The organism is Bacteroidales bacterium (genome assembly GCA_013141385.1).
Lineage (GTDB): Bacteria > Bacteroidota > Bacteroidia > Bacteroidales > Tenuifilaceae > UBA8529.
In genome coordinates, this window is sequence record JABFRB010000022.1 from 75,052 (window position 1) to 99,065 (window position 24,014).

General features: G+C 33.1%; 19 protein-coding genes. 7 read left to right on the top strand and 12 right to left on the bottom strand.

Going from position 1 to position 24,014, the window contains the following annotated elements; translation table 11 throughout:
• Positions 1-45: 45 nt before the first annotated feature.
• The 10 genes from HOO91_13925 to HOO91_13970 all read right to left on the bottom strand — a co-directional run bounded on the left by HOO91_13925 (position 46) and on the right by HOO91_13970 (position 11,567).
• Complete coding sequence (locus HOO91_13925; protein ID NOU18650.1) at positions 46-654, bottom strand: methyltransferase; 609 nt, start codon at positions 652-654, stop codon at positions 46-48.
• A 23-nt stretch (positions 655-677) separates the two neighbouring features.
• Positions 678-1,652: a S41 family peptidase gene (locus HOO91_13930; GenBank protein ID NOU18651.1), complete on the bottom strand. Its 975-nt coding sequence runs from the start codon at positions 1,650-1,652 to the stop codon at positions 678-680.
• Positions 1,649-2,887, bottom strand: a complete 1,239-nt coding sequence (locus tag HOO91_13935) for a PQQ-binding-like beta-propeller repeat protein (GenBank protein NOU18652.1) — start codon at positions 2,885-2,887, stop codon at positions 1,649-1,651. Before HOO91_13935 ends, HOO91_13930 begins: the two co-directional genes overlap by 4 nt.
• An 88-nt stretch (positions 2,888-2,975) precedes the next feature.
• Positions 2,976-4,559: a hypothetical protein gene (locus HOO91_13940; GenBank protein NOU18653.1), complete on the bottom strand. Its 1,584-nt coding sequence runs from the start codon at positions 4,557-4,559 to the stop codon at positions 2,976-2,978.
• 50 nt (positions 4,560-4,609) lie between these two features.
• Positions 4,610-5,827 (bottom strand): PQQ-binding-like beta-propeller repeat protein, encoded by a 1,218-nt coding sequence (locus HOO91_13945; GenBank protein ID NOU18654.1) that lies wholly within the window; start codon positions 5,825-5,827, stop codon positions 4,610-4,612.
• 41 nt (positions 5,828-5,868) lie between these two features.
• The gene (locus tag HOO91_13950) at positions 5,869-6,339 is read right to left on the bottom strand and encodes a DUF255 domain-containing protein (protein ID NOU18655.1); all 471 of its coding nucleotides are present in this window, start codon (positions 6,337-6,339) and stop codon (positions 5,869-5,871) included.
• 57 nt (positions 6,340-6,396) lie between these two features.
• Positions 6,397-7,053 carry a class I SAM-dependent methyltransferase gene (locus tag HOO91_13955; protein ID NOU18656.1) on the bottom strand — a complete coding sequence of 219 codons (657 nt, stop codon included), beginning with the start codon at positions 7,051-7,053 and terminating at the stop codon, positions 6,397-6,399.
• Between the two features lie 19 nt (positions 7,054-7,072).
• Positions 7,073-9,451 carry an FtsX-like permease family protein gene (locus HOO91_13960; protein ID NOU18657.1) on the bottom strand — a complete coding sequence of 793 codons (2,379 nt, stop codon included), beginning with the start codon at positions 9,449-9,451 and terminating at the stop codon, positions 7,073-7,075.
• Between the two features lie 239 nt (positions 9,452-9,690).
• Positions 9,691-11,187, bottom strand: a complete 1,497-nt coding sequence (locus HOO91_13965) for a radical SAM protein (GenBank protein NOU18658.1) — start codon at positions 11,185-11,187, stop codon at positions 9,691-9,693.
• Between the two features lie 143 nt (positions 11,188-11,330).
• The gene (locus HOO91_13970) at positions 11,331-11,567 is read right to left on the bottom strand and encodes a hypothetical protein (GenBank protein NOU18659.1); all 237 of its coding nucleotides are present in this window, start codon (positions 11,565-11,567) and stop codon (positions 11,331-11,333) included.
• Between the two features lie 297 nt (positions 11,568-11,864).
• Between HOO91_13970 and HOO91_13975 the strand changes: the two genes are divergently transcribed.
• Together HOO91_13975 and HOO91_13980 are read left to right on the top strand one after the other, a co-directional pair.
• Positions 11,865-13,232 (top strand): sigma-54-dependent Fis family transcriptional regulator, encoded by a 1,368-nt coding sequence (locus HOO91_13975; GenBank protein NOU18660.1) that lies wholly within the window; start codon positions 11,865-11,867, stop codon positions 13,230-13,232.
• Positions 13,219-14,565 (top strand): hypothetical protein, encoded by a 1,347-nt coding sequence (locus HOO91_13980; protein NOU18661.1) that lies wholly within the window; start codon positions 13,219-13,221, stop codon positions 14,563-14,565. Before HOO91_13975 ends, HOO91_13980 begins: the two co-directional genes overlap by 14 nt.
• 48 nt (positions 14,566-14,613) lie before the next feature.
• Here the strand turns inward: HOO91_13980 and HOO91_13985 are convergent, their stop codons facing one another.
• The gene (locus HOO91_13985) at positions 14,614-15,786 is read right to left on the bottom strand and encodes a hypothetical protein (protein NOU18662.1); all 1,173 of its coding nucleotides are present in this window, start codon (positions 15,784-15,786) and stop codon (positions 14,614-14,616) included.
• Positions 15,787-15,974: 188 nt separating this feature from the next.
• Here HOO91_13985 and HOO91_13990 point away from each other — a divergent pair, with 188 nt between their 5' ends.
• Complete coding sequence (locus HOO91_13990) at positions 15,975-16,838, top strand: LytTR family transcriptional regulator (GenBank protein NOU18663.1); 864 nt, start codon at positions 15,975-15,977, stop codon at positions 16,836-16,838.
• A gap of 229 nt (positions 16,839-17,067) precedes the next feature.
• Here the strand turns inward: HOO91_13990 and HOO91_13995 are convergent, their stop codons facing one another.
• Positions 17,068-18,474: a redoxin domain-containing protein gene (locus HOO91_13995; GenBank protein NOU18664.1), complete on the bottom strand. Its 1,407-nt coding sequence runs from the start codon at positions 18,472-18,474 to the stop codon at positions 17,068-17,070.
• A gap of 178 nt (positions 18,475-18,652) precedes the next feature.
• On the opposite strand from HOO91_13995, the gene HOO91_14000 reads away from it, so the two are divergent.
• The 4 genes from HOO91_14000 (at position 18,653) to HOO91_14015 (ending at position 23,871) form a co-directional block, all read left to right on the top strand.
• Positions 18,653-20,656, top strand: a complete 2,004-nt coding sequence (locus tag HOO91_14000) for a thioredoxin domain-containing protein (protein NOU18665.1) — start codon at positions 18,653-18,655, stop codon at positions 20,654-20,656.
• A gap of 70 nt (positions 20,657-20,726) precedes the next feature.
• Positions 20,727-21,563, top strand: coding sequence for an aminotransferase class IV (locus HOO91_14005; GenBank protein ID NOU18666.1), 837 nt, complete (start codon positions 20,727-20,729; stop codon positions 21,561-21,563).
• A gap of 1 nt (position 21,564) precedes the next feature.
• Positions 21,565-22,332, top strand: coding sequence for an amidohydrolase (locus tag HOO91_14010; protein NOU18667.1), 768 nt, complete (start codon positions 21,565-21,567; stop codon positions 22,330-22,332).
• Between the two features lie 90 nt (positions 22,333-22,422).
• Positions 22,423-23,871, top strand: coding sequence for a sodium:solute symporter family protein (locus HOO91_14015; GenBank protein NOU18668.1), 1,449 nt, complete (start codon positions 22,423-22,425; stop codon positions 23,869-23,871).
• Positions 23,872-24,014 lie beyond the last annotated feature (143 nt).

A 24,014-nucleotide genomic window follows, 5' to 3' on the forward strand; every position in this document is an offset into this window, starting at 1 on the left:
CTCGATGGATTCGGCAATAGATGATTCAAAAAAATTGTATTCCTTCTACTTTTTTTTGCTTAAACAAAAACCTCCCCCGGTCTTAAAATTGGTTTCAAAATCTTTGTAACCCTTAAGATACTTCGCATAATCGTTATCCTCACTCCTATTACCATGAGTTATATATACACCACCCTTAATCAACTTCGGAGCTAACGCTTTAAAGTAATCTGTGCTGATATCTGCATCCATCAACACAAAATCTATTGTACCATTTAGCTTATAAACAAACTCATGAGCATTCGCCAATCTGGCATCGATAAATTCAGCTAAACCAACCTCTTTAAAATTTTTAAGCGCGGTTTCATATCGTTCCTTATCAATTTCGATTGTAATTAGTTTTCCACCTGTTTTACTCAGCGCCCAAGCAAGCCAAATGGTGGAATACCCAGTAGATGTTCCAATTTCTACTACACTTTTGTACTGATTTTTGATAATAATATCATAGAATGCTTTTCCATCCGATTCAGGGATATGGTGGCTTTCCCACTTTGAATCGTTATTTTTTAGATATGCTAGAACTTTCTTATCGAGTTCAGATTCAGAAATATTGGTTTGCGAAAATAGAGGTATTGCGAAAACCAATAGTAAGAATGTGAATGTTAGATTTTTCATTTGATATTCAATTTTTGAATTAACTATTTTTGAATTTTACTAATTGCAACTTCAAATGCCTTTGCTGCTTCAACCTCAATATCAGGTTTTACACCATTACCCTCCCAGTTTGTTTTGGTAATTGGATTTATTGCTCTACCAGTAGGAATGAAAATTTCAAAATATTCATTAACTGGAAATACATCACCTGGATTAGCGCCACCACCAGTGACCTCACCTATAAGAGTTCCCCTTTTCTGGGTTTGAAAATTGTAGGCAAACTCCTCGCCACCTGAGAAGGTGAATGAACTAGTTAGAACGTAAACAGGTATATTGGTTAACTTTTTCCCTACTACCTTCTCTGAAGTAATAAAATCAACTGTTTTATTTGTTGACCGCCAATAGATACTATTAATATGAGTTGGCTTATCAAAAAAGTAGCTGCAGATATACCGAATAAGATCTGGGCTTCCCCCGCCATTTCTGCGAAGATCAATTATTAAAACAGATACTGATGAAATAGCATTCATAGCCTCATCAACCGATTTCTCAGCACTTTTTGATTCCGGAAAACCGTATATATCTAATACTCCAATGTTATTATCAATTATTCCAACTCTGCAAAAAGAGAAACCTTGCTCGTTCTTTAGCTGATTATACTCATTTCCAATAAGGGGCGAATTCCTTTTTTGTCTTTTAACTGATCTTCCATTGCTAGAAAAGCAACGCATGTGCTTATCATTACTAATTGACTGCATTTCACTGGTCAACTTCTCTGCAAACTCAGTTTGATTTGTAATACTATTAAAAACACCTTTTAATAGTTGTGATTTAAGGTGCTTTTCAATTTTCGATGCTACATCAGGAAAAACATAATTATCGTTAAGTAGTTTTGATGCCTTATCGATCAAATCAACTTTATCTTTGCTAGTTAATTCTTCTTGTGCACAATTTGATAAAGGCAATAAAACAATTATGCACAAAAGAATGATAATAGGATTTATAGTTTTTCGTATCATTTCTCGGCAATTGAAGATTGTCTGATATCATAGGCCATAAGTGCTTTACCATGGCGAATATATAATATCCCATTTGCAATAGACATATGGGCGAGATGCATACCGGTTCCAATTGTTACCCTGAATGATCCTACAATCTCAGCATTGTTATCAGTTAATTTTACTAGATATACTTTGCCGTTCATGTTATCATAAGCGTAAATTCTATCCTTTGCCGCTATTAAAGATGATTCTTTTATAGTTTTATTTGAGAACGCAATTTTTCCGGTATTTATGTTAACTGCATGCAGTCCGATTGAAGGATTTCGGCTTGATTCAAATATTTTGTCTCCTACAACCACGCCACCACCATAGTTTGAACCAGAAGTCGAATCACACCATGTAAAAGCGAAATCGTTTTTTTGAGGATCATAAGAAAACAACCTTCCCCTTTGCCCATCGTTACAATATATACTTGTATTATTTACTAAAATAGGAAGTGTTCCATAGAGGTTATTTATTTTACTTCCAATTTTCCCTGTATTCAAATCAGCAGTAAAGAAATACCTAGCAGTACTAGCAAGAATCATTTTTCTATCATTATACTCAATAATAATAGGTGAAACATAGTCACAGGTGTCTCTTAAAGTTTCCGATTTCCAAATCGTTTCACCTGTTAAATAGTTGAGTGCAACCAAAGTTGTTTGAATTCCAGCAGTAGTAATTATCACCTTATCATCAATAACTAATGGTGATTCACAAAATTGATAAACAGGATTCCCAATAGCTCCAAATTTATCTTTAATACAAATTTTCCATTTAATATCCCCAGTTTTACTATCAAGGCAAGCAAAATCACCAAATACCGAAAAAACATAAATCATATTTTTGTATATGGTTGGAGTACATCTACTTTCAGGAAAATCACCCTTATGAGCTCGTCCAAATGGTTTTTGCCATATAGTATTTCCATTAATATCAAGTGCCGATAAATACTCCAGTGAGTCAATCCTACCTACTGTATAAACAATATTCTCATTAACTACAGCAGAAGAATAGCTTTCACCTACAACATTAACTGCCCATAATCGCTTTGGCCCATTAACTGGCCATTCTTTAAGCAGATTATCTTCATGGCAAATACCATCGCGATTTACACCCCGCCACTGCGACCATTGCGCGTAAATATTATTTAGCCCAACAACTAGCAGTAGAAAAAACAGGACGGCTGATGAATAATATATTTTAGTTTTCATTTTCGTATTTAATTAATAAGTTATAATTATTTTTTTTATTTAAATCACGTCAAGACCAGGTATAATAAACATTACATAGCTCTAATAACTATTTTTTACTTAGCTGTTTTTTTCTGATGTCTTCAATAAAACTAGATTTAATCCAATAAATATCCTGCCCTGTTTCAAAATTTAAGCTTACGAAATAGAAGTATTTACCATCTGGACTTAAGCTAGGAAAGTATTCTGCATAAAATGTCTTAATTGCGTCTATAAGTATAGGACTTGTCCACGAATCTTTTTGTTTATCACGAAATGTGATATAAAAATCCCCATTATCTCCGTTAGTATATGCGTTGGTAAAAATTAAATAACTTTCGTCTGGAGCAATAAAGGATTGGTAATTACGTCCAACGGGAAATGCAATATTAGTGATAGTTTCAGGCTGTGAATATTTTCCATCCTTAAACCTAATCCTTAAAGTATTAAGGTCTAAACTATTATAGTATAATGTTCCTTCTTTGGTAACTGTTGGATATATACCATCAGCAAGAACTTGCGGATTAGTCCATTCGTTATTATTTTTTGTATAGCTTATTATTTGACAACTCCTAGGTACTCTCCCCCATCTGAAAATTGGTTGACCACGATAGGTATAAAGTTTATTGCCATCGGCAGATAATACAGGTCCACCCTCGTAAAGTTTTCCTGATGAGAAAGCGGCTCGCTGTGGATCTGTCCATTTATCGCCAACCTTTTTTGTAAAAAGAATCTCCTGGTAAATTGTATCCCTACTTCGACGAGTAGCTGACCAGTATACCTCATTCAAATCTGGCGAAAAAGTAGGAGAACTGTTTTCTGCTCTTCTTGTACAAAATAAATCTGGTGCAAACCTTAGAGGAACTATGCTTGGCTCTAATTGATGGAATAAATTCTTCATTCCATTTTGTGAGGTATAAGTTTCAGATTTATTAATGAATATTGGTTTAGTTATTTTTCCAGCAAATTCTTGATATAAATTACCAATCTCTATGGCGCTTAATGCACGGTTAAAAAGCTTAACTTCATCAATATTCCCATTAAACCAACAAACATCATCCGTTTGATAACCAATAAACAGCGGTAGTTCTGAACCAACAAAATCATAAGCAACTTCAAAAGCATCAACTTGTTTTCCATTTAAATATAACGTAATCATTTTTGTTGCCTTACTGTACGTTGCAGTCACAAATGACCATTGCTTAAGGGGAATTGAATCGGCAGCTGTTAAATAGTCTGCTCTATCACCATTCCAGTTACCAAAACCCCAATCTTTAAGACGTATATCTCCATATCCAAAACGCCATTGGGAGTTTGGAACCGACTTTGATATCCATGATTCAAAGTTGAATCTTGATTCAGGTGCAATCCAGCAGCTGATGGTAAAAGCATCAGTTAGGTTAATAGATGGTTTGTTCTTTACCTCAATATAGGCATTCACTCCATTAAAGTAGTATGCGCTATTAGTTTTGCCTGTTACATCGGTAGTAAGGGCAACATTAAATGCTAATGCATTTAATTTACTACTACTTTCATCGCTTAAACTTCCATTAAAAGGGAAGTAAGCCACTAATGATCTATCTGTTTGTGTTATCTGGCAGAAAGCAGAAAAACCAAACATAAGAAAGAAGGAAATAACTAGCATTCTTCTCATTTTGAATTGTTTTTTAGATGAATATTTGTGCTTTATTTGAATAGTAAGTACTAATCTTTTGCATTAATATTATAAACCAAAAGCGTATCTCCATGCCTAATAAATAACTCTCCTTCATTATAAACTGGATGTGCAAAATGCTCTTTTGTTCCCTTGGTAATTTTGAATGAGCTAAGTAGTTTCAATTGACCATTGTTAGGTTCTACTATGCCAACAATACCAACTTCATTGTAACAGTAAATCAAACCATTGGCAACTACAATTGAGCCTTTCTTGAAACTTATGGGTTCCCCAATCACGCCAGTTTGAGCATTAATTCCAACCAATGAAGAATAGCTATTGGCTGAGCCATATAAATAATTAGTAATCTTTATGAATCCACTAAAATACACATCAAACTTAAGGTTCTTCCATATTTCCTTAATTGAGGAGCCGTCCTCGGATATTTGAAGCTTTGCCATTCCGTTTTTGGCTCCAGCTGAATAGTACAAATACCCATCGTCATATATTGGAGTGTTACAGGGTATCTCACCAAAATCATCCAAATTTTGTGACCATAATAGTTCACCCGATTTGGCATCAAGTCCGAGCAATGAGAATTCGGTAAAACAGATAAACACTTTTCGCTTTGGAAATTCTACCATTATTGCATTCCCATATCCTGGGGTTTCTTGTTTACCCTTTGAAGTCCAGATAAACTTTCCGGTAAAACAATCAAGTGCTGCAATGTTTATATCACTTCCACCTGGCAAACAGAACAGAACATCATTATCAATTAGCAATTGTGTTGAATATCCATAAACATTATTAGTTCCTTTCAAATCTGTGATCATACTAAGCGACCATTTTTTTAGTCCGGAACTAATATCAAAACATGTAATTTCCCCTAAAGCGGAACAAACAAAGACAAGGTTCTTATAAATAGTTGGCGCACTACGCGTTCCAGGAAAATTTTGTGACCATTCTTTACCATATGAATTCTTCCAAATCAGATCACCATTTCGATTAAATTTGAATAGATATCCAATGGTGTCAATTTCACCCGTAACAAAAACAAAATCGGAATTGATGGCTGGTGAGCTATACCCATTTCCTATTCCATCATACTCCCAAACAAGTTCTGGTGTTTTTATTTTTGAAGTAACTTGAATTTCATCCTCTTGGTTTAGAAACAATTTATCGTCTACAAAATCATTTAAGCTCAGAGCATAAACTTGGATATTTCCAATCACACACCAAAAAATCAAAGAATATAATAGTGTTCTCATGTCATGTTAAATGAGTATTAATCGGCAACGTACTGTTATGATTATTTTGAAGAATACCTATTCAGATCTATTATATAGTCTGCTGGAGATAATGCACCTGAAATCTTTTCAGATTTTTTAGAGTTAATATCAAAAAAAATCGAAGTTGGTACTGCTAGCTGAACTGGCTGACCCTTTTCGGCATTCCAAAGCATTAATATAAACTCTTGAATTGTCAAGTCCTTATCATTGAATCGATAAGTCATCTTTTTTGGGCTATCTATTTCGTAGTTGAATTTTACGGCTACATAATTATTACTAATATTCGAAATCACTTCTTGGTCAGTAAACGTTTTATCAAGCATACGTTTACAAAGGTGACACCAGTCAGCATAAATAAAAACAAGTACTTTCTTGTTTTCTTTTTTGGCAATTTCATAACCTTCGCTCCATGAATACCACTTAATTTCCTGACTATTTCCAACGGAGTATGTAATTAATACTATTGTAATAAGGATAATTGCTTTTTTCATAAATTCTTAAGATTAATAGGTTACTATTATAATTACTTGATTAACTATCACTATTCATTAATTCTTTATTTTAAGAATATAAATTTTATCCTTGGGTAGAAATGTTTCTACTTTGATAATTTCAAACCCACTCTCCTTGGCGCTTTTCTCAATCCTCTCTTTAATTGTTGGAATATGAGTTTTCGAATTTTTTCGATCGATATGAAACTCCTCATCAATCTCAGCATCACATGGATCAAGAATAACTAAAGTAGCACCAGATTTCAAACTCAACCGTACCTTCTTTAGCAATTCATCAGGTTTTTCGATCATATGGTATACCCAAACCATAATCGCCATATCCAGTGAATTCTTCGGGAATAGTGGATCATCAGGTTTGCCCAATATAGTTTGCACATTAGTAAATCCTAATCGTTGAATACGGCTTTTAAGAGAATTGATCGCACCTTCATCAATGTCGTTTGCGAGAATTTTGCCAGTTGAACCAACCTCTCTAGCAAGGTAAACGGTAAAACGACCTCGACCTGCCCCAACTTCGCCAATAACCATACCCTTTTTAACACCAATTGAATCCATTATTTGCTTAGGAGGTTGTCGTTCGTTCATTACTTTAACCTCCCAGCCCTCGGATAAGTCGGTTTGAGCTCTAGCAGTAATAATATTAAGACATAAAATCAAAATGAATAACAGTAAAATCCTTAAAGTTTTTTTCATTTTTTTTATTTATCTAAAACTATTCATATTTCAACGAATCAGTTGGATTCATCTGAGCAGCCTTATATGATTGAATGCTAACTGTGATAAGCGTTACAATTAGAATAATTAGCGCTGCAAGTACAAATGGTAATACATCAAGTTTTACTCTATACTCAAACCCTTGTAGCCAAGTTCTCATAATAAATACTGCAACAGGGACTCCAATACATATAGCAATTGCTACAAGTCTTATATATTCATATGATTGTAATAATACCATTTGCTTAGTTGTTCCACCAAAAGTTTTGCGAATACCAATCTCCTTTGTTTGCTGTTCCGCAGAATATGCTGCAAGTCCAAAAAGTCCTAACATTGCTACAAGAATTGATAGAATAGTAAATCGGAAGAATAGTTTTGAGAACTCCTGCTCCTTTTCGAAGAGCTGATTAAATGATTCGTCGAAAAACTTGTACTCCAAAGGAATGCTTCCGTTAATGCTTTTCCATGTTTGCTCAATGGATTTTAAAGTATTGCTGATATTTGCTTCAGCAACTTTTATTGATAGAATCCCATTGACTCCTGGTCTATAGACTATCATTATTGGCTCTATCTTGTGACGCATTGACGTAAAATGGAAGTCCTTAACGACTCCAATTACGATAGCATCACGATTTCTTCCTAGTTTAATTTTCTTATTAAGGCCCTTATCCCATCCAGCCGCTTTTACCAGCGATTCATTTACAATAACAGGAATTGGCTGTTGAGATATGTCCTTTCGGAAATTCTCCCCTTCAACCATTTCCATCTTCATTAATGGAATGTAATTTTCATCAATTGAGAATATACTAGTAATCCATGTATCTGTTGATTGCGCACCTTCAGGTGTTATACCCGTTCGGCCAAAGCCCAAGCCCGGCATTGAGCCAGATGCAGAAACCATCTTAACCCCGGATAGTTTTTGCAGTTCAGTTTTTAACGCATCATACTTTGTTCTAACATCATTATTATCAAGCTGAATATTTACAATTTGAGATGTATTAAAACCCTTATCCTTACTTAAACTGTACCTAACTTGCTTTACAACCACTACAGTGCCTAAAATCATCACAAATGCAGCTATAAATTGAATTGAAACGAGAAAACGTCTTAACCATAATCCTTTTTTACCTGTTTCAAATTTTCCTTTCAATACAACTTGTGGCTTATATGAACTAAGGATTAAAGCAGGATATGTACCAGAAATAATACCTAGAATAAATACTAATCCTAACATGTATAGAGCAATTATTGGGCTTGAAATAATATACCCAATAACTGTAGAATCAATAAAGACGAAGTAATGATTGATTAGTTCAACTATTCCCAATGCAACAAAAATTGATAGTAAAACTTGAATAAACGCCTCCGATAAATGCTGTGAAATAAGTTGGAATTTCAAGGCTCCCATGGTTTTTCGAACACCAACTTCTCTAGCTCTTTTTGTTGATCGGGCGGTTGAAAGGTTCATGTAGTTAAAACTCGCAATTAATAGTATAATAATTGCAACTAAGGAAAGGGATTGAACATATTTGATATTTCCTTTACTCTTATTGAATTCATCGAAGATTATATCGTTAGAATATAGATGAACCTCCTTTAGGGGTTGAAGCGTAGCTTTCCATGCAGCAAGCACCTTATTCCTTCGCATGAGTGAGTCCATATCAACAATCACTTGCTTAGCATTATTGGGATTCCTTAAAAGTGCGTATTCAGTCATAGCTATAGATTGCCATGAGTTTAAGAATTGTGCAGTAGTAGTATCTGAAATAGAAGGACTTATTGAAAGAATAATATCAAATTTAAAATGTGATGGTCTTTTTTCATCTTTAAGAATACCTGTAACCACTAAATCATCTGAACCGTCGGCCGAAAATACTTTACCCATGGGGTTTTCATCACCAAATATTTTCTTTGCCATTGTTTCGGTAAGAATAGCTGTTTTAGGATCTTTAAGACATGTTGCGGGATTTCCTTCCTTTAGTTTGAAATCAAAAATTTCAAAGAAACTTGGTTCAGAATAAATTAGATCTTCAGAGTAGATGGTATTCTCTTTATACTTTACCAAGCTTTTTCCAACTGGTGATATATTCACTACATTTTCAACCTCAGGAATTTCTTTCTTCATTCCATTCCCAAGAGCAGGAATTGTAATTCCTACAGTGTTGTTACTAACACCAATAGCATTATCAATGGAAAGAATCCTAAATATTCTATCCTTCTTTTCATGAAAGCGATCGTAATTTAATTCACGATTAACATTGATAAAAATTAAGAAACAACTTGTTAGACCTACAGTTAGGCCTAAAAAGTTAATAATAGAAGTTGTTCCATTCTTAAAGTAACTTCTAATCGCAATTTTTATAAAACTCTTTATCATAATATTTTTTTTGCTAGTTTAATACCTATTCCATGCCAAAGGAAATAAAATACTAATATTATGATAATTACATAATTTGAAAGCGAATCTATTATTATCACAAGTGTACGTATTGATTCAATTAGTAGTCCGATTATGGGACAACGAATATTGAAAGAATTCTCAATAAACTTTGTATTTATAGCCTAAGAGCTGTTTCCGATTAGCATATTTATATTTCCAAATTTCAATTTACTAAACTATATTATATCGTATAGAAATTTAGGTGCTTTATTGCATCGAGGATCCGGAAAGTCCCAATTTTCATCACCATATACTTTTAATACATCTGCCCAACATTTGTTTGGATACTTGTTACAGCATTCATCAAGCATTTCACAGTTTTTACAAGCACTTTCATCACGAAAATCATTCTTTGTTAAGTTAACCCATTTTAATGACTCGGCAGAATTCCATACTTCCTCAATTGAATTATTAAGAATATTCCCAATTATGAATCTTTTTTTCCAATACATTTGCTCACAAATAGTAACATTCCCATCGGGGAGTATAAACATATGTGAACGGTTTGCTGAGCATGACGCACCAGAAAATGATTTGCTACCTTTTTCAGCTGAGAAATAACCACGTTCAAGGTTTGATTTATCAATTTCTACCGTTATTTTTTGCAATTTATTTAGCTCATCAACATATTTAAGTGTTTCTATACGCTCATTCTCTTGAAGTTTTATTGTTTCAAACTCGGTTGAGCTATAAAGCGATTTAAATGCAATACGTACTTGCCATTTTTTAATTTTTTTTAATGTTGAAAGGTAATTATGTAGCTCTAGTAAATCTTTTTTATCAGAATTAATTTTAGTTAGAATTGATAAAACATGGTATGAAATACCATACTCATCCATCTTCTCAAACGTTTTCTTCATTTTTGTTAAGTAACTTCTTGAAACTCCAAGAATTCTTTGAAGTTTATCACCTGAAAGTGAATCGAACGAAAACTGAAACGATAAATTAGGAAATTGTTTAAGTTTGATTATATCTTCTTCCTTGATAGGAACTTTAGTTGAGATAAATATTTTCTCGTAACCATGTTTGTAAAGTTCCTCCAAGAGATCGTGCCATCGTTCATAAAGAAAAAATTCACCCCCACTAACGTGTACATCTTTTATTTTTAAAATTTTCGCCTCTTCAATTAGTTCTTTTATACGTTCAAAAGGAATTATACAGGACATTTCCTTACTTCTATCGGCATAGCAATAAATACAATTAGTAACGCAACGATTGGTTACCATTACGGTTATAGCTGACGGACTTTTCATTAAACGTGCAGTCTCAAAATCCAGTTCTTTATAAATAAAATCTTCGGGAGCGTAAGTGTAATTTATTTTAAGATGACTTTCGTACTTTACAATTATACGCTTAGGGAATTTAAAAGTAGCCCCATTATATTGTGTGAAAATCGTTTCCTTATTTTCGATAAATGGATTAATAAGATTTAATACTTCTTCTTTGTTTAAATTCAAAAAATCAATTAAGTTTTCAACTACATTATCAATAGCTATTGGAGAAGAAAAAAATGATAAAATCATTGCCTGAACTGGATGAATGAAGGATAACCATTCCTGATTTGAATATTCGCATTGCGATTCTGAATTTGCAATAATTACACTTCTTTTGATATCATTTCTGAAATTATAATCAGGGTTTAGGATATATTGTGTTTCTGTTATTCTTTTCATATAATGAATGATTTTTAAAATGAATAAAAAATAAACAATTCTTCTACATCTATGAATAATTGAATTATGTAGAAGAACTGTATTTTGATTAAAACAATTACTTTATATTTTTAAAATAATTGTTTAAATGCCTTGCAAAATGACTAATATGCGATGGCATTGCTACTCCAGCAGTCACCTAAACCACCAACACATGCCCCTCCACTTGAAGAACCTATACAACCACTTTTACTTACGTCTGTACATCTCATCATTCCAGATATACAAGTTTCATTTTGACCATTGCAAACCCCACCGCTAATTTCATTTAGAGCTTTTGCACTCATCAATTCGCCGAGATTAAACTTTTCGGCTGTTAATTCTACAAGTCTTTTTTTCATTTTATATAAAATTTAGTGATATGTACCTACTCTTTTTTGGATTTTCGGTTTACTCCATTTCTTATATAAATTTTATATTCTATTTTTTAACATTTTATATATTCAAGATATAACATACTCTAACTTTTAGTTTTTATAAGACCTTATACTCATTTTGTGCCAATTATCACATCTCATTAGAATTATGATCTTTATGTAAAATGAAATTAATGCTCACAATTATTAAAGCGTTCGAAATTGCACAAATAGGAGTCCGATATTGGGACAATTTAATATCTTGCAAGAAAAAATTATAGGATGAGCAAGGCTAATATTTTGGTTATTGATGATGATAAAGATATTCTAGTTGCTTCAGAAGTATTGCTTGAAAATGAAGGCTTTAACTGTTTTTGTATACAACACCCTGAGAATAGTAAAAAAATTCTGAAGAGCAAAGACATATCTGTTATTCTCCTTGATATGAATTATTTAAAGGGTAATACCGATGGACACGAAGGTATCCATTGGCTCGATTTCTTCCTTAAAGAATACCCTGAAATTGTTGTTATACCAATTACTGCATATGTTGATGTTGAACTAGCAGTAAACGCAGTAAAGAAAGGCGCATTCGATTTTTTATTAAAACCTTGGGATAATAGAAAACTTATAAGTATTATCTATTCAGCTCTTCAACTAAGTAAGAGTTTAAAGGATACTTCGCGCCTAAAACAAATTCAGTCTTACTTTAAGACTGATCCAAATACCAAAACAATTGATATTTTGGGTGAAAGTAAAGAAATCAAAAGAGTCCTTGATGCAATTGATAAAGTTTCTGGAACAGAAGCAAACGTAATAATTACAGGAGATAGTGGAACCGGAAAAGATCTAGTTGCAAAGCAAATACATAATAAATCTAAGCGTAGGGATGAAATATTCTTTAAACTAGATCTAGCATCAATTCATGTTTCTTTATTTGAAAGCGAAATTTTTGGCTACGAAAAAGGTGCATTTACTGATGCTAAAGAATCAAAGCCCGGAAAAATCGAGATTGCTAATGGTGGTAGCCTATTCCTCGATGAGATAACATCACTGGATCTTAGTCAGCAATCGAAACTACTTTCGTTACTCCAAAACAGGAAGATTACCCGAATAGGTTCACTAATCGAGAAGGATATTGATATTAGGCTTATCAGTTCCACAAATAAACCAATCAAAGAACTTATAAAATCTGGTTTGTTCCGTGAGGATCTTTATTTCAGGTTAAATACTTTCGAGATACATGTTCCAAGATTATGTGAGCGAATCGAAGATATACCTCTACTTGCAAACTTTTATATCGAAAAATTTGCAAAGCAGTACGAGAAACCTAATCTGAAAATCAACTCAAGAATTTTAAATGCCTTTACAAATTACTCGTGGCCTGGAAATGTGAGGGAATTAATTAACATTATTGAAAGGGCTGTCATACTTAGTGATGGGAAAACTCTTGATCTTAAAAATATACTACTTTCGGAAAAACAGATCAAATCAATAAATAATTCATCATTAAATATTGCAAATACTGAGGTTAACTTAATATTAAAAGCAATTGAAAAAAATGATAGAAATATGACATTAGCAGCAAAAGAACTAGGTTTAACACGTTCATCTTTTTATCGTAGACTCGAAAAGTATGGGATTAAATAGCTATAGAATAGGACTAATAATTAGAATTGTTGGATTACTTTTAGTAATGTTAACCTTTTCATTCCTAGCAACTCAATCCAATTGGTTCTTTTCTTCAATTATAATTGGACTTACATTAATTATTCTTGTTATTGAATTTTTTAGATACTCGTTTCGTTATAAAAATGATATTGAAAATTTAATCCAATCATTTGAGGAGAATAACTACCAATCAAAAATTAGGATTACAAAGCATCGATCCAAGTACAAAGAGGTTGAAAAAGCGTTTGAGCGTATCCAAAATGTTGTGCAAAAAGTTAGGCTTGAAAGAGAAGTCCAATTCAATTTTCTTAAAATACTAATTGAAAATGTCCCGTCTGGTATTATTACATTGAATAGCGAGAATAAGATTCTGAATGTAAACCAATCAGCAAAAACTATTCTTAGTATCAGCGGTTCCTTTCAGTGGAGTACTCTAGAAAATAGATACCCTCTTTTCGCCAACCAAGTTAAATCGAATAATCCAGTAAATAACGAGTTAATAAACCTGACAGAAAGTAAGGATACAATTCAGCTATCCTACTCTATCTCCACCATTAAGCTACAAAATGATTTGATTAAAATCATTAGTTTTCAAAACATTAAAACTGTTCTCGACCAGAATGAAATGCAGGCATGGAATAATTTGATTAGAACAATGACCCATGAGATTATGAATTCAGTCACTCCAATAATCTCTCTTGCTGAATCTGGATTACAAATATTAAGTAACGATAGGAATACTGAGAATCCATTAAAATTTACTGAGAAAAATCTTGATCATTTGAACAAGTCCTTCTCTTCAATCTATAATAAAAGTTTATGGTTAAAAGAATTTGTTGAGAATTACCGGAAATTAATTAGAATACCACAGCCAACTCTTAAAGACATAAATCTTGCCGATATTATTAACAGCTGCGCTCATAATTTTTTGGAGATATTCAAAAAAGAAAATATAGAGGTAAAGATTAACCCCATTAATGTTATAGCCAATATCGATCCCAATCTAATTGAGCAGGTAATAAATAATATTCTTAAAAATAGTATTGATGCTTTAAAGAAGCGCAGTAATAAAAGAATTGAGATTATTATAGAAGAAAATAATAACAGACCACTTATTAAATTCATTGATAATGGAGAAGGTATAAAGCCTGAAAATTGCTCTAAAATTTTTATCCCTTTTTTTACTACTAAAGAAACTGGCTCTGGAATTGGGCTAAGTCTATCACGCCAAATAATGAGATTGCATGCAGGATCCTTGACCTTTGAATCAAAGCCAAGCGTTAAGACCGTTTTTACACTGCAATTTGCCTAATCAATTTCTTGCGATAGGTTTAAAAGCAACTTATAATTCGATTTCAATCTATAAAAAGAACTCAGAAGCGGACATAAAAACTTTTTCAAAACTCTTATCGACCTGTAAACAACCTGGACTATTTAATATTGGGAAAGGTATCTCGTGTGAGTAATCGTAGGGGAAATCAAAAACTTCAACCATATTTTTTACACTATGTTTTATACAAGCAAATGTTGATTGGATATATTTTGCAGGTATAACCTGGTCTTTTTTCAAAGCAATTATCTTTATTCTTTCGTTAAAACCCTGAAAAACATTATTCCTAAAGGTTCTTAAACTTTCTGGCGCCAGCATAGCTCTAAAAGCATTCCCTAATTGACTATTCTTTATATAAGTAGAGAAAGGTGTTGATGTTTTTAATTCATTTACAAAATCTCCTAAATAATACTTTCTTAAGCTAATAAAAGCATTACTATCCATTATCAATTTGGAGGTTCCTTGCATTTGGCTAAAAAGTGCTCCACCACAGAAAAGAAATAGTTTTGAATCGGCAAATAAATTCTTTGGGTTAGCAATAAAAAGAATTTGAGAAAGAAACGCACCAATTGAGTATGCAAAAAAATCTACATGAGCATCTGGTGCTATAAAAGGGTGATTACCTTGCTTTATTTTTTGCAATAAATCTACTATATCCTCTGCGCTTTGTCGTCCCGATCTAAAAAAACGAAGAGGTTCTTCTGAAAGACGTTCGCTTAATGCAACATTGGCAAAGGTTGAAAGTTTTAGCTTACTATCATTCTGTCGCTGATTTAATAGAGTCATCATTGCTCTTGGATTGCCCCACGATTCAGGGCAACGGTTCATATGAAACGAAATGGGGAAAAGAATTACAGGTCGGTTTGTTTTCTCTGCCAAGTAGTAAGCCCAAGGCAAGTATTTGTGCCAACTCTTTTCGTTCAACCCATGTAAAAGAATAATTGCTTTATCGGATTTTGAGTTACTCTTTGGAATAAAAACTGGGTACGAAAAGGATTCATTCTCCTTAATTCCCTTATCGCTTAAAACAATTGCTTGCTTTGAATTATATGAATCATATTCATCCTCAAAAGGAAATGCTAAACTTGTATTGGAGGTAAAATATTGATTCCTAATTTCAATGTTTGAATTCTCGATGCTATTGATTTCCCTATTCAAATTAAATAGGGATTTTAGTTCATTGAACTTATTGGTGAACTCCATTTTTCTTTTTTATTGCAAAGCTACGACAACAAGCACCCACAAAGCAAATAAGAGGGTTATTACTTAAGGAATTGGGTCGAAAATATTAATAGCGGGGTGAATTTTAAAATATGGGGGTAGTTTTGGTACGTACTCTTCTCTTCTTTATTTAAGTTGATTAGCTAACTTTGCAGGTAGATTATATAATGATGTTAGACACTCAGAAACCAATTCCAGCCTATTTAACCGATAAGGGAAATATTGTACGACTGATAATACTCACGGCACTATTTGCATTGGTTTTTATCAATATTTACGCACCTTTTGGTGTTGAGACTTGGTATAACGTAACCAAATGGGAATTGCTAGCTTACTCAAGCCTTGTTATTCTAACAGGTGTGCTTGTTGTTGTTATCAGCCGAATTTTAATGTACCATATATCAAAAAAACACATCTTATTTCTGTGGCATTATTTAATTTGGGTATTTGCCGAGGTTTTTTTTATGGCTGTGTTCTATACTCTTTTCGAGAAGTTATTTTTACATGATGTTCGGTTTGTTGGTGATATATTCCAAGCATCAATAAAAAATACAGCACTGGTAATCCTTCTGCCCTACTCTATTCTTTGGTTGTATTTTTCGTGGAGGGAAAAGAAAATTCAGCTAATTCAGCTAACAGAAAATCGACCAATATCAGAGACCTCCAAAAATATGCTTCCTTTCCACGATGAGAAAGGAGAATTGCGCTTCTCCATTAAACTGGAGAACTTTATATACCTCGAATCAGCAGATAATTACGTAAATATCTACTACCTTGATAAGGATAAAACCGCAAGGTTTACTCTTAGGAACAATATAAAAAGGTTAGAAGAATCTTTAAGAAAAACTAGAATAATCCGCTGTCATCGCTCCTATATGGTAAATTTCGATAGGGTAAAAATCCTTCGGAAAGATAAAAACGATTTATGGTTAGAACTTGAAATGCCTAATGCAATAGATCTACCTGTATCTAAGACTTACATTGAAAATGTTATGGAAACTTTTGCTAAATTCTGCCTTTCAGGTAATAATTAACTCTACTGACTAATTAACCTAAGTTACTACTTATAATAATTCTTTAAAGAATTGATTAGCGAATATCGATTAACGACCTAGGATTTTTGAAATAAAAAAAACACAAAACATTGGTATTAAGGATTATGATGCTAAATTTAATACAACTTCTTGAAATCAAAAATCGTTGATCCTTGTTCTAAAATCTAATTTTTCAATAACTAGCAACTTGGATTGATTAACTTTCCGCCTATTTCAACTCCAACTCTAACATCTGATTTAACGACTCCTCACTTATCCTTTTGGCTATTATTCTCTTATTTTTATCGAGTACATAAATAACTGGAGTCTGATAAATATCAAACAATTTTCTAAAATTTGAATTCTGAGCAGGATCCCAAACATTAATCCAATTAAGCTGATTATTGGTCATATATTCAACAACTTCAGGTTGATTTCCTTGGGTGTAAACAGCATAAACCTCCAACCCTTTTCCTTTAAATTTATCGTATATTCTTTTTAGTTCCGGGGTAACTTTCTTACAATGGCTACAACTAGAATCCCAAAAATAAACAACGGTTATCTTAGCTTTAATATCACTAATTTTTCTGGTAATTCCTGCCATATCAGGTAGCGATAGGTTTGGGCATTGGCTACCAATTAGGTTGGGTTTTAATGCCGTTACTCGTTCTTGAATCTTTTCAATCAACTTTTTATCTGTCCACCAAACCTGACCTGATAAATAGTACTTTTCTGATAAGCTAACAAATACTGCATCAAAACCCATAATATTTGATGTAGAAAATTTGTTTACTAGATAAGGAAGTAAGTACTGAAATACCTCTTTATTAGCCTTAGATGTTTCGATTAATTTAATGGCTTCTGGGATAATGCTATCGGGCGTTGGAATTAAAACTCTATCGAAAAATGTATTTATTCGAGTTTCAAGAATAGGAGTACGTAAAAGTCTTGAATCTGTTACTGGAATATTATCAAAGAAATGTTCCTTATTAAACCGATAGCTCAATACCCATTTTAACGAATCAACATTTTTAGTACCAGTTGGTATTATAAATTCAGGTATTTCAACATTCTTCATCGATTTTGCAATAAGAGAAAACAGTGTATTTGGATAATCTCTAATTATACCATCCCAATAGTCATTAACCTTCTTATCCAACGCTTTAACCTTCTCCTGTATGATTTTAACCGAATCGGGTTTTGCTGAAACCGTTTTAAACTTATCCTGATATTCTTTTGCCAAACTTTGCTGTTCAATCATAAAACGCTGATAATCGGCAAAAGCGCTATTCTCCTTTGAGTTAGTAAAAGTTAACTTATCTACTAAATTCTTTAAAGATGTTTTAACCTCAAATAGCTGATTGTCACCAACAAGTATTTCAAAATAAGTTTTTGTAGGTAGAATTACTAAATAAATTCCCTTTTTTAGAGCTGAGTCGCCCTGAAAAACTGCAATACCTTCGGAATTCATTTTAACTGTATCCTGAACAAATTTCTTCTCCCCATAATGGTAACCCAAAAGAATAGTTGAATCCTTAATCCCATCAATCTGGATTACAATTTTATGACCTTGAGCAAATAGATTACTGCAGATAGCTGTAATGCAGAGGGTTAAAACGAAAGTAATTTTTCTCATTGATTTGATATTTACTTAATTCCAATAAATATTATAGAATCAAAATGTATTCCAGAAAAAACAATCAAAAGTAGCAATAAAATTATTTGAATCTTTTAATCCTACGATGTCATTTCTTTCATTTTAATTAACAAATCTGGTTAAAAACTGTTAAATCACTATATCAAATAAAAATCAAATGAGCATTTTTTCAAATAGGCTAGCATCCGAAACAAGTTCATATTTACTTCAACATGCAACTAATCCCGTTGATTGGTATCCTTGGGGTGATGAGGCTTTCAACAAAGCAAAACTTGAAAATAAACTTGTGCTTGTAAGTATTGGATATAGTAGCTGCCATTGGTGCCATGTTATGGAGCGTGAAGCCTTCTCAAATACTGAGGTTACAGAATTCATGAATAATAATTTTGTGAATATAAAGGTTGATAGGGAAGAAAGACCCGATATTGATCAAATATATATGAATGCGGTGCAAATTATTAATCGAAATGGTGGATGGCCTTTGAACTGCTTTACTCTCCCAAATGGAAAGCCTGTTTTTGGTGGTACATATTTTTCAATTAAGGATTGGTTAGATGTACTTAAAAATCTAAATAATACGTGGATTAATGATTCAAATCGAATTATTGATGTTGCTGAAGAATTATCACAAAGTGTTGGAGGTACAGAGGTGATTAGGTTTAAACGAGATATTGACACTTTTTCTACCGATGTGCTTAAAAATTACTCTAGCTCTCTAAAAAAACTTTTTGATACAAGAAATGGAGGCATTAAAGGGGCTCCTAAATTTCCTATGCCGGGTTTATTGGATTATCTTCTTGAGTATGCTTACCATTTGCCTGATAAAGAAATGCTTGATTATGTTTTTTTAACACTCAATAAAATTGCATCAGGTGGTATTTATGATCATTTAGGAGGTGGTTTTTCTCGCTATACAGTTGACGAAAACTGGCATATTCCACATTTTGAGAAAATGTTATACGATAATGCCCAGCTGATTTCAATATACTCAAAGGCATACCGTATAAATCCAGACAAACATTACTTGGACGCTGTAAAGTATTCAATAGATTTTGTAATCAACGAATTAAGAGCTCCCGAAGGGGGGTTCTATTCATCCTATGATGCCGATAGCGAAGGTCATGAAGGCACCTATTACATATGGACAAAGCAAGAACTCGAAGCAATTTTAAAAGAGGATGCAGAACTTTTCTCAGTCGCTTATGGAGTAACAGCTACTGGCAATTTTAATAAAAGTAATGTTCTCATTCAATCGGCATCAAACGAGCAACTTGCAAGCATTTTTTCATTAGATATTCAAACCGTTGAACTGAAAATCTTGCAATCAAAACATAAACTTATTGAACATAGAAAACTCAGAGTTAAGCCTGCATTGGATGATAAAATTATTCTATCGTGGAATAGTTTAATGATTTCAGCACTTACCGAAGCGTATATTTCTTTTGGTGAAGCGAATTATCTTGAAGCTGCTACTGGATGCGCTAATTACATTCAGGAATATCATTATTCTGATAATCAATTGAAACGAGTTTACTGTAAAGGTAAACTAGCAATTAATTGTCTGTTGGAAGATTATGCTCATCTTATAAAAGCATACGTATCAATTTACAAAATCACTCTGGATAAAAAATGGGTAAATAATGCTGAATCACTTTTGACCACTGTAATTGAAAATTTTTACGATGAATCATCAGGTATGTTTTTTTATGCTTCAACAATTGAAAATAAACTAATTGCAAGAAAAATGGATTTAACCGATGGTGTGACTCCATCATCAGGATCGATTATGGCTCAAGCGTTGTTTGAAATTGGTACAATACTTAAAAAGGATGAATACATCCTAATGTCGAATCAAATGCTTGCAAATATTAGTGACTCCCTAAATCATGGTGGACCTTACGTATTTGGTTGGGCTAAGCTTGTGCTTATGCAACAATTGTCTGCCATTCATCTAACTATCAACCCTGACATACATAAATTTCAATTAAATCAAATACTTAGCAAAGTACTATGTTCAACAATATTTACTTCTGTTAGTTTATCATCCACACAATGCACTGAGACTGCTAACAATATTAAAATTTGTATTGGTAAATCGTGCTACCCAACATCATCGGACACTAATTACTATGTGGATTTAATAAACTCTACTAAAATTTAAATGGCAGATATTGAATGTTCTTTTTGGCTATTATAGCTATTTTTGAACTTCAATCATATGCTAATTCACCATGGCAAACCACCTCAATTTAACCGAAAAATTTATTGCATTCAATGAATCAATTCTATCTGTGGTTGATTTTAACTATACATATTCTGACTCTGATAAAGTTATATATGAGGTGATTAGAGTTATTAACTCTACCCCTATTTTCTTGGAACTTCATCTCGATAGGCTTTTCAATTCAATAAAGTTGATGGGTTTATATGCTCCTGAGAGAGGTGTTATTACAAGAAAAATTACTGAACTACTTAAAGCAAACCCCGTTGCTGAGAACAATATTCGAATTTCATTAGTTTACAACTCGAATTCAAAACCAGATCTACTCATTTACTTTATTCCCAGCACTTACCCAACCGAAAGTCAGAAAACAAATGGCATTAAAATTAAATTTCTAAATGCTAATAGAGATAATCCAAATGCCAAAATTGAAAATATTAATCTTAGGGCCAACGCTAATGCCATTATTAAAGAAACTGGGTGCTATGATGTTCTCCTTATAAATAAAGATGGTTATATCACTGAGGGAAGTCGATCCAATGTTATCTTTATTAAAAATAATTACCTAATCAGCGCTCCTTTGAAAATGATCTTGAATGGAGTTACTCGTCAGGTAGTTGTAAATGCAGCGAAAGAGATTGGAATACAAGTTAAAGAAGAATTAATTACTGCTGATGAAATTTCATCATTTGATGGTGCTATACTAACAGGTACCTCTCCCGGAATACTTCCAATTGCTTCAATTGATAACCATATATATAGAGTTGAATTACCTTTAATAATTTCTTTGACCAAGCAATATTATAATGCTGTTGCAAGGGACATTTCAAATTTTAAAGTTTCATAAAATGAACGTATCAATAATTCAATCCGATTTGTATTGGGAATCACCCTCGAAAAACAGGGAGATGTTCGATGAAAAAATTAGTACCATCGAAAGTAATATTGATTTGATTGTTCTACCTGAAATGTTTAGCACTGGTTTCTCGATGTCACCAGAAAACCTAGCAGAGAAATGGCCTGGCCCTTCGGTAAAATGGATGCAAAGGGTTGCAATATCAAAGAAAGTTGCATTAACGGGTAGTTTGATTGTTGAGGATGACAATAAGTATTATAATCGTTTGGTATTTGTTCATCCCGATGGAAAACTGGAGCACTACGATAAACGCCACCTATTCCGAATGTCGGGCGAGCATAAATATTATGATATTGGAACAAGTCGCAAAATTGTAACCTATAAAGATTTTAGAATTCTATTGCTTGTGTGCTACGACCTTCGTTTCCCAGTATGGAGCAGAAATCGTAACGATTACGATATGATTCTAATTGTAGCTAACTTCCCCGAAGCCCGTCGCAACGCGTGGAATACGTTGTTATCAGCACGAGCTATAGAAAACCAATGTTTTGTTGTGGCATGTAATAGAGTTGGAAAGGATGGAAACGAGGTTAACTATTCTGGTGATTCTCAAATTATCGACCCAAAAGGCAAAATATTGGTAAGTGCAAAACCTAACGAGAATCAGATAATAACATCAAATATCTCTATTCAAGAGGTTCTTGATTTTCGTACCTCATTTCCAGCGCATCTGGATGCTGATGATTTTATGATCAATTAAGATCAAAAAATAAAATTCTACCTCTTCAATTTTAGATTTTAATATCTTCACAGCAAATTTTTCAAAAACTCATTTACTAATCAATAATATATGGGTTCAATATTTTCTAACCCCTACATTTGGGTTGTTCTCTCCTATTTTGCGTTAGTTATTGGTATCTCTTTTCTGACAAAAAAAATTGCTTCAAAATCATCATCTGAATATTTAATAGCAGGTCGAAATCTGGGTGTTCTAGTTTGCGCAATTGTTGTAGCTGCTGAATGGCTTGGTGGATTAAGCACTATTGGCGTTAGCGAAAAAGCGTTTAACACAAAATCGTTACAACCAATACTCTACAATATTTCTACAGCAATTGGAATGCTTATCCTTGGTTTTACACTTGCAAAGCATTATCGTCAGAATAAAGTACATACTGTTAGCGAAATGATAGAGAATATCTTTGGAAAGAAAGTCAGAACAATATCCGCTATCGCTTTTCTAATTGCCTTTATCACTCTTGCTTATGTAGAATTAACTACATTTTCGCATGTACTTGCACCAATCCTACATATCAACTGGGTTTGGGCAGTACTCCTAGGTTCGTTAATTACAACTATCTACATGTATATTGGTGGAATGCATGCCCTTACAATAGTTGCAATTATAAATCTGGTGGTTCGTTATATTGGCATCGGCATTGCACTTATTATTGGTATAATCGCAATTGGCGATATGTCTATTCTATCAGAAAAGTTAGTGGCTGCTGGAGCTCCTCATAACTACTATAACCCATTCAGTGTAGGTTGGACAGCAGCATTCAGCTTAATCCTTGGAGGAATCTTAGGCGGAATGGCTGCTCAGGCAAGCATTCAACCCATATTTGCCGCAAAAAATCCAGTGACTGCAAAACGTGCCGCAATATTATCGGCATTATTCATCGCTCCCTTTGGTATAATGACCGCTTATCTAGGTCTTATGGCACGTAGCGGTATATTCATCGATCCATCCACAATTGCTGATGCTAAAGAGGTTCTCCCTACTCTTCTGATGACGCCTTCATTTATTCATCCTATACTAGGTGGTATTGCTCTGGCAGCAATACTTGCAGCAATACTATCAACTATAGGCCCTGTTAACTTTGCCATAGTAACAATTGCTACAAAAGACATCTACCAAGGATTAATAAACAAAAATGCTTCAGATGAGAAAATATTCAAATTTGCACGTCGCCTTGTAATACTTGTTAACCTCATTACAGTTCCAATGGCTATTTTTATTCATGGAGCAGTTCTCGATGCAGGGTATATCTCGTATGCAATAAGAGCTATTGGCGCAATAGTTATTCTATTAGGTATTTACAAGTTAAATTGGATATCTCAGCACGCTGTTCGATTTGCTTTCATCGGAGGAACATTAGCTATCCTATTTAGCCTTATTGCACGGAAAATGGGGTGGTTTGATATAGACAAAACCTATGCAAGTATTATTGCTACTATTTTTTTCATCGTAATTGGCAATATTTATTCGAATTATATAGCAAGAAAACAGAAGCAAATTTAAGTTTATTGTAATTATTAATATGTTAAAAAACAAGTCAAATTTTTCATTTTTACTTCAATCTTTCAATTTGTTCGTATTTAAAAAATATATAGTTTTACCGTGAAATTTAGAAATAATAGTTACTAAAGAAGCAATTGGTTTTT

Bases quoted from the DNA above. Each gene is read 5' to 3' on its own strand.
- HOO91_13950 (NOU18655.1), bottom strand. From the start codon at position 6,339: ATGAAAAAAGCAATTATCCTTATTACAATAGTATTAATTACATACTCC.
- HOO91_13975 (NOU18660.1), top strand. From the start codon at position 11,865: ATGAGCAAGGCTAATATTTTGGTTATTGATGATGATAAAGATATTCTA.
- HOO91_13935 (NOU18652.1), bottom strand. From the start codon at position 2,887: ATGAAAACTAAAATATATTATTCATCAGCCGTCCTGTTTTTTCTACTG.
- HOO91_13970 (NOU18659.1), bottom strand. From the start codon at position 11,567: ATGAAAAAAAGACTTGTAGAATTAACAGCCGAAAAGTTTAATCTCGGC.
- HOO91_14015 (NOU18668.1), top strand. From the start codon at position 22,423: ATGGGTTCAATATTTTCTAACCCCTACATTTGGGTTGTTCTCTCCTAT.
- HOO91_13925 (NOU18650.1), bottom strand. From the start codon at position 654: ATGAAAAATCTAACATTCACATTCTTACTATTGGTTTTCGCAATACCT.
- HOO91_13955 (NOU18656.1), bottom strand. From the start codon at position 7,053: ATGAAAAAAACTTTAAGGATTTTACTGTTATTCATTTTGATTTTATGT.
- HOO91_13980 (NOU18661.1), top strand. From the start codon at position 13,219: ATGGGATTAAATAGCTATAGAATAGGACTAATAATTAGAATTGTTGGA.
- HOO91_14010 (NOU18667.1), top strand. From the start codon at position 21,565: ATGAACGTATCAATAATTCAATCCGATTTGTATTGGGAATCACCCTCG.
- HOO91_13940 (NOU18653.1), bottom strand. From the start codon at position 4,559: ATGAGAAGAATGCTAGTTATTTCCTTCTTTCTTATGTTTGGTTTTTCT.
- HOO91_13945 (NOU18654.1), bottom strand. From the start codon at position 5,827: ATGAGAACACTATTATATTCTTTGATTTTTTGGTGTGTGATTGGAAAT.
- HOO91_13990 (NOU18663.1), top strand. From the start codon at position 15,975: ATGTTAGACACTCAGAAACCAATTCCAGCCTATTTAACCGATAAGGGA.
- HOO91_13965 (NOU18658.1), bottom strand. From the start codon at position 11,187: ATGAAAAGAATAACAGAAACACAATATATCCTAAACCCTGATTATAAT.
- HOO91_14000 (NOU18665.1), top strand. From the start codon at position 18,653: ATGAGCATTTTTTCAAATAGGCTAGCATCCGAAACAAGTTCATATTTA.
- HOO91_14005 (NOU18666.1), top strand. From the start codon at position 20,727: ATGGCAAACCACCTCAATTTAACCGAAAAATTTATTGCATTCAATGAA.
- HOO91_13995 (NOU18664.1), bottom strand. From the start codon at position 18,474: ATGAGAAAAATTACTTTCGTTTTAACCCTCTGCATTACAGCTATCTGC.
- HOO91_13985 (NOU18662.1), bottom strand. From the start codon at position 15,786: ATGGAGTTCACCAATAAGTTCAATGAACTAAAATCCCTATTTAATTTG.
- HOO91_13960 (NOU18657.1), bottom strand. From the start codon at position 9,451: ATGATAAAGAGTTTTATAAAAATTGCGATTAGAAGTTACTTTAAGAAT.
- HOO91_13930 (NOU18651.1), bottom strand. From the start codon at position 1,652: ATGATACGAAAAACTATAAATCCTATTATCATTCTTTTGTGCATAATT.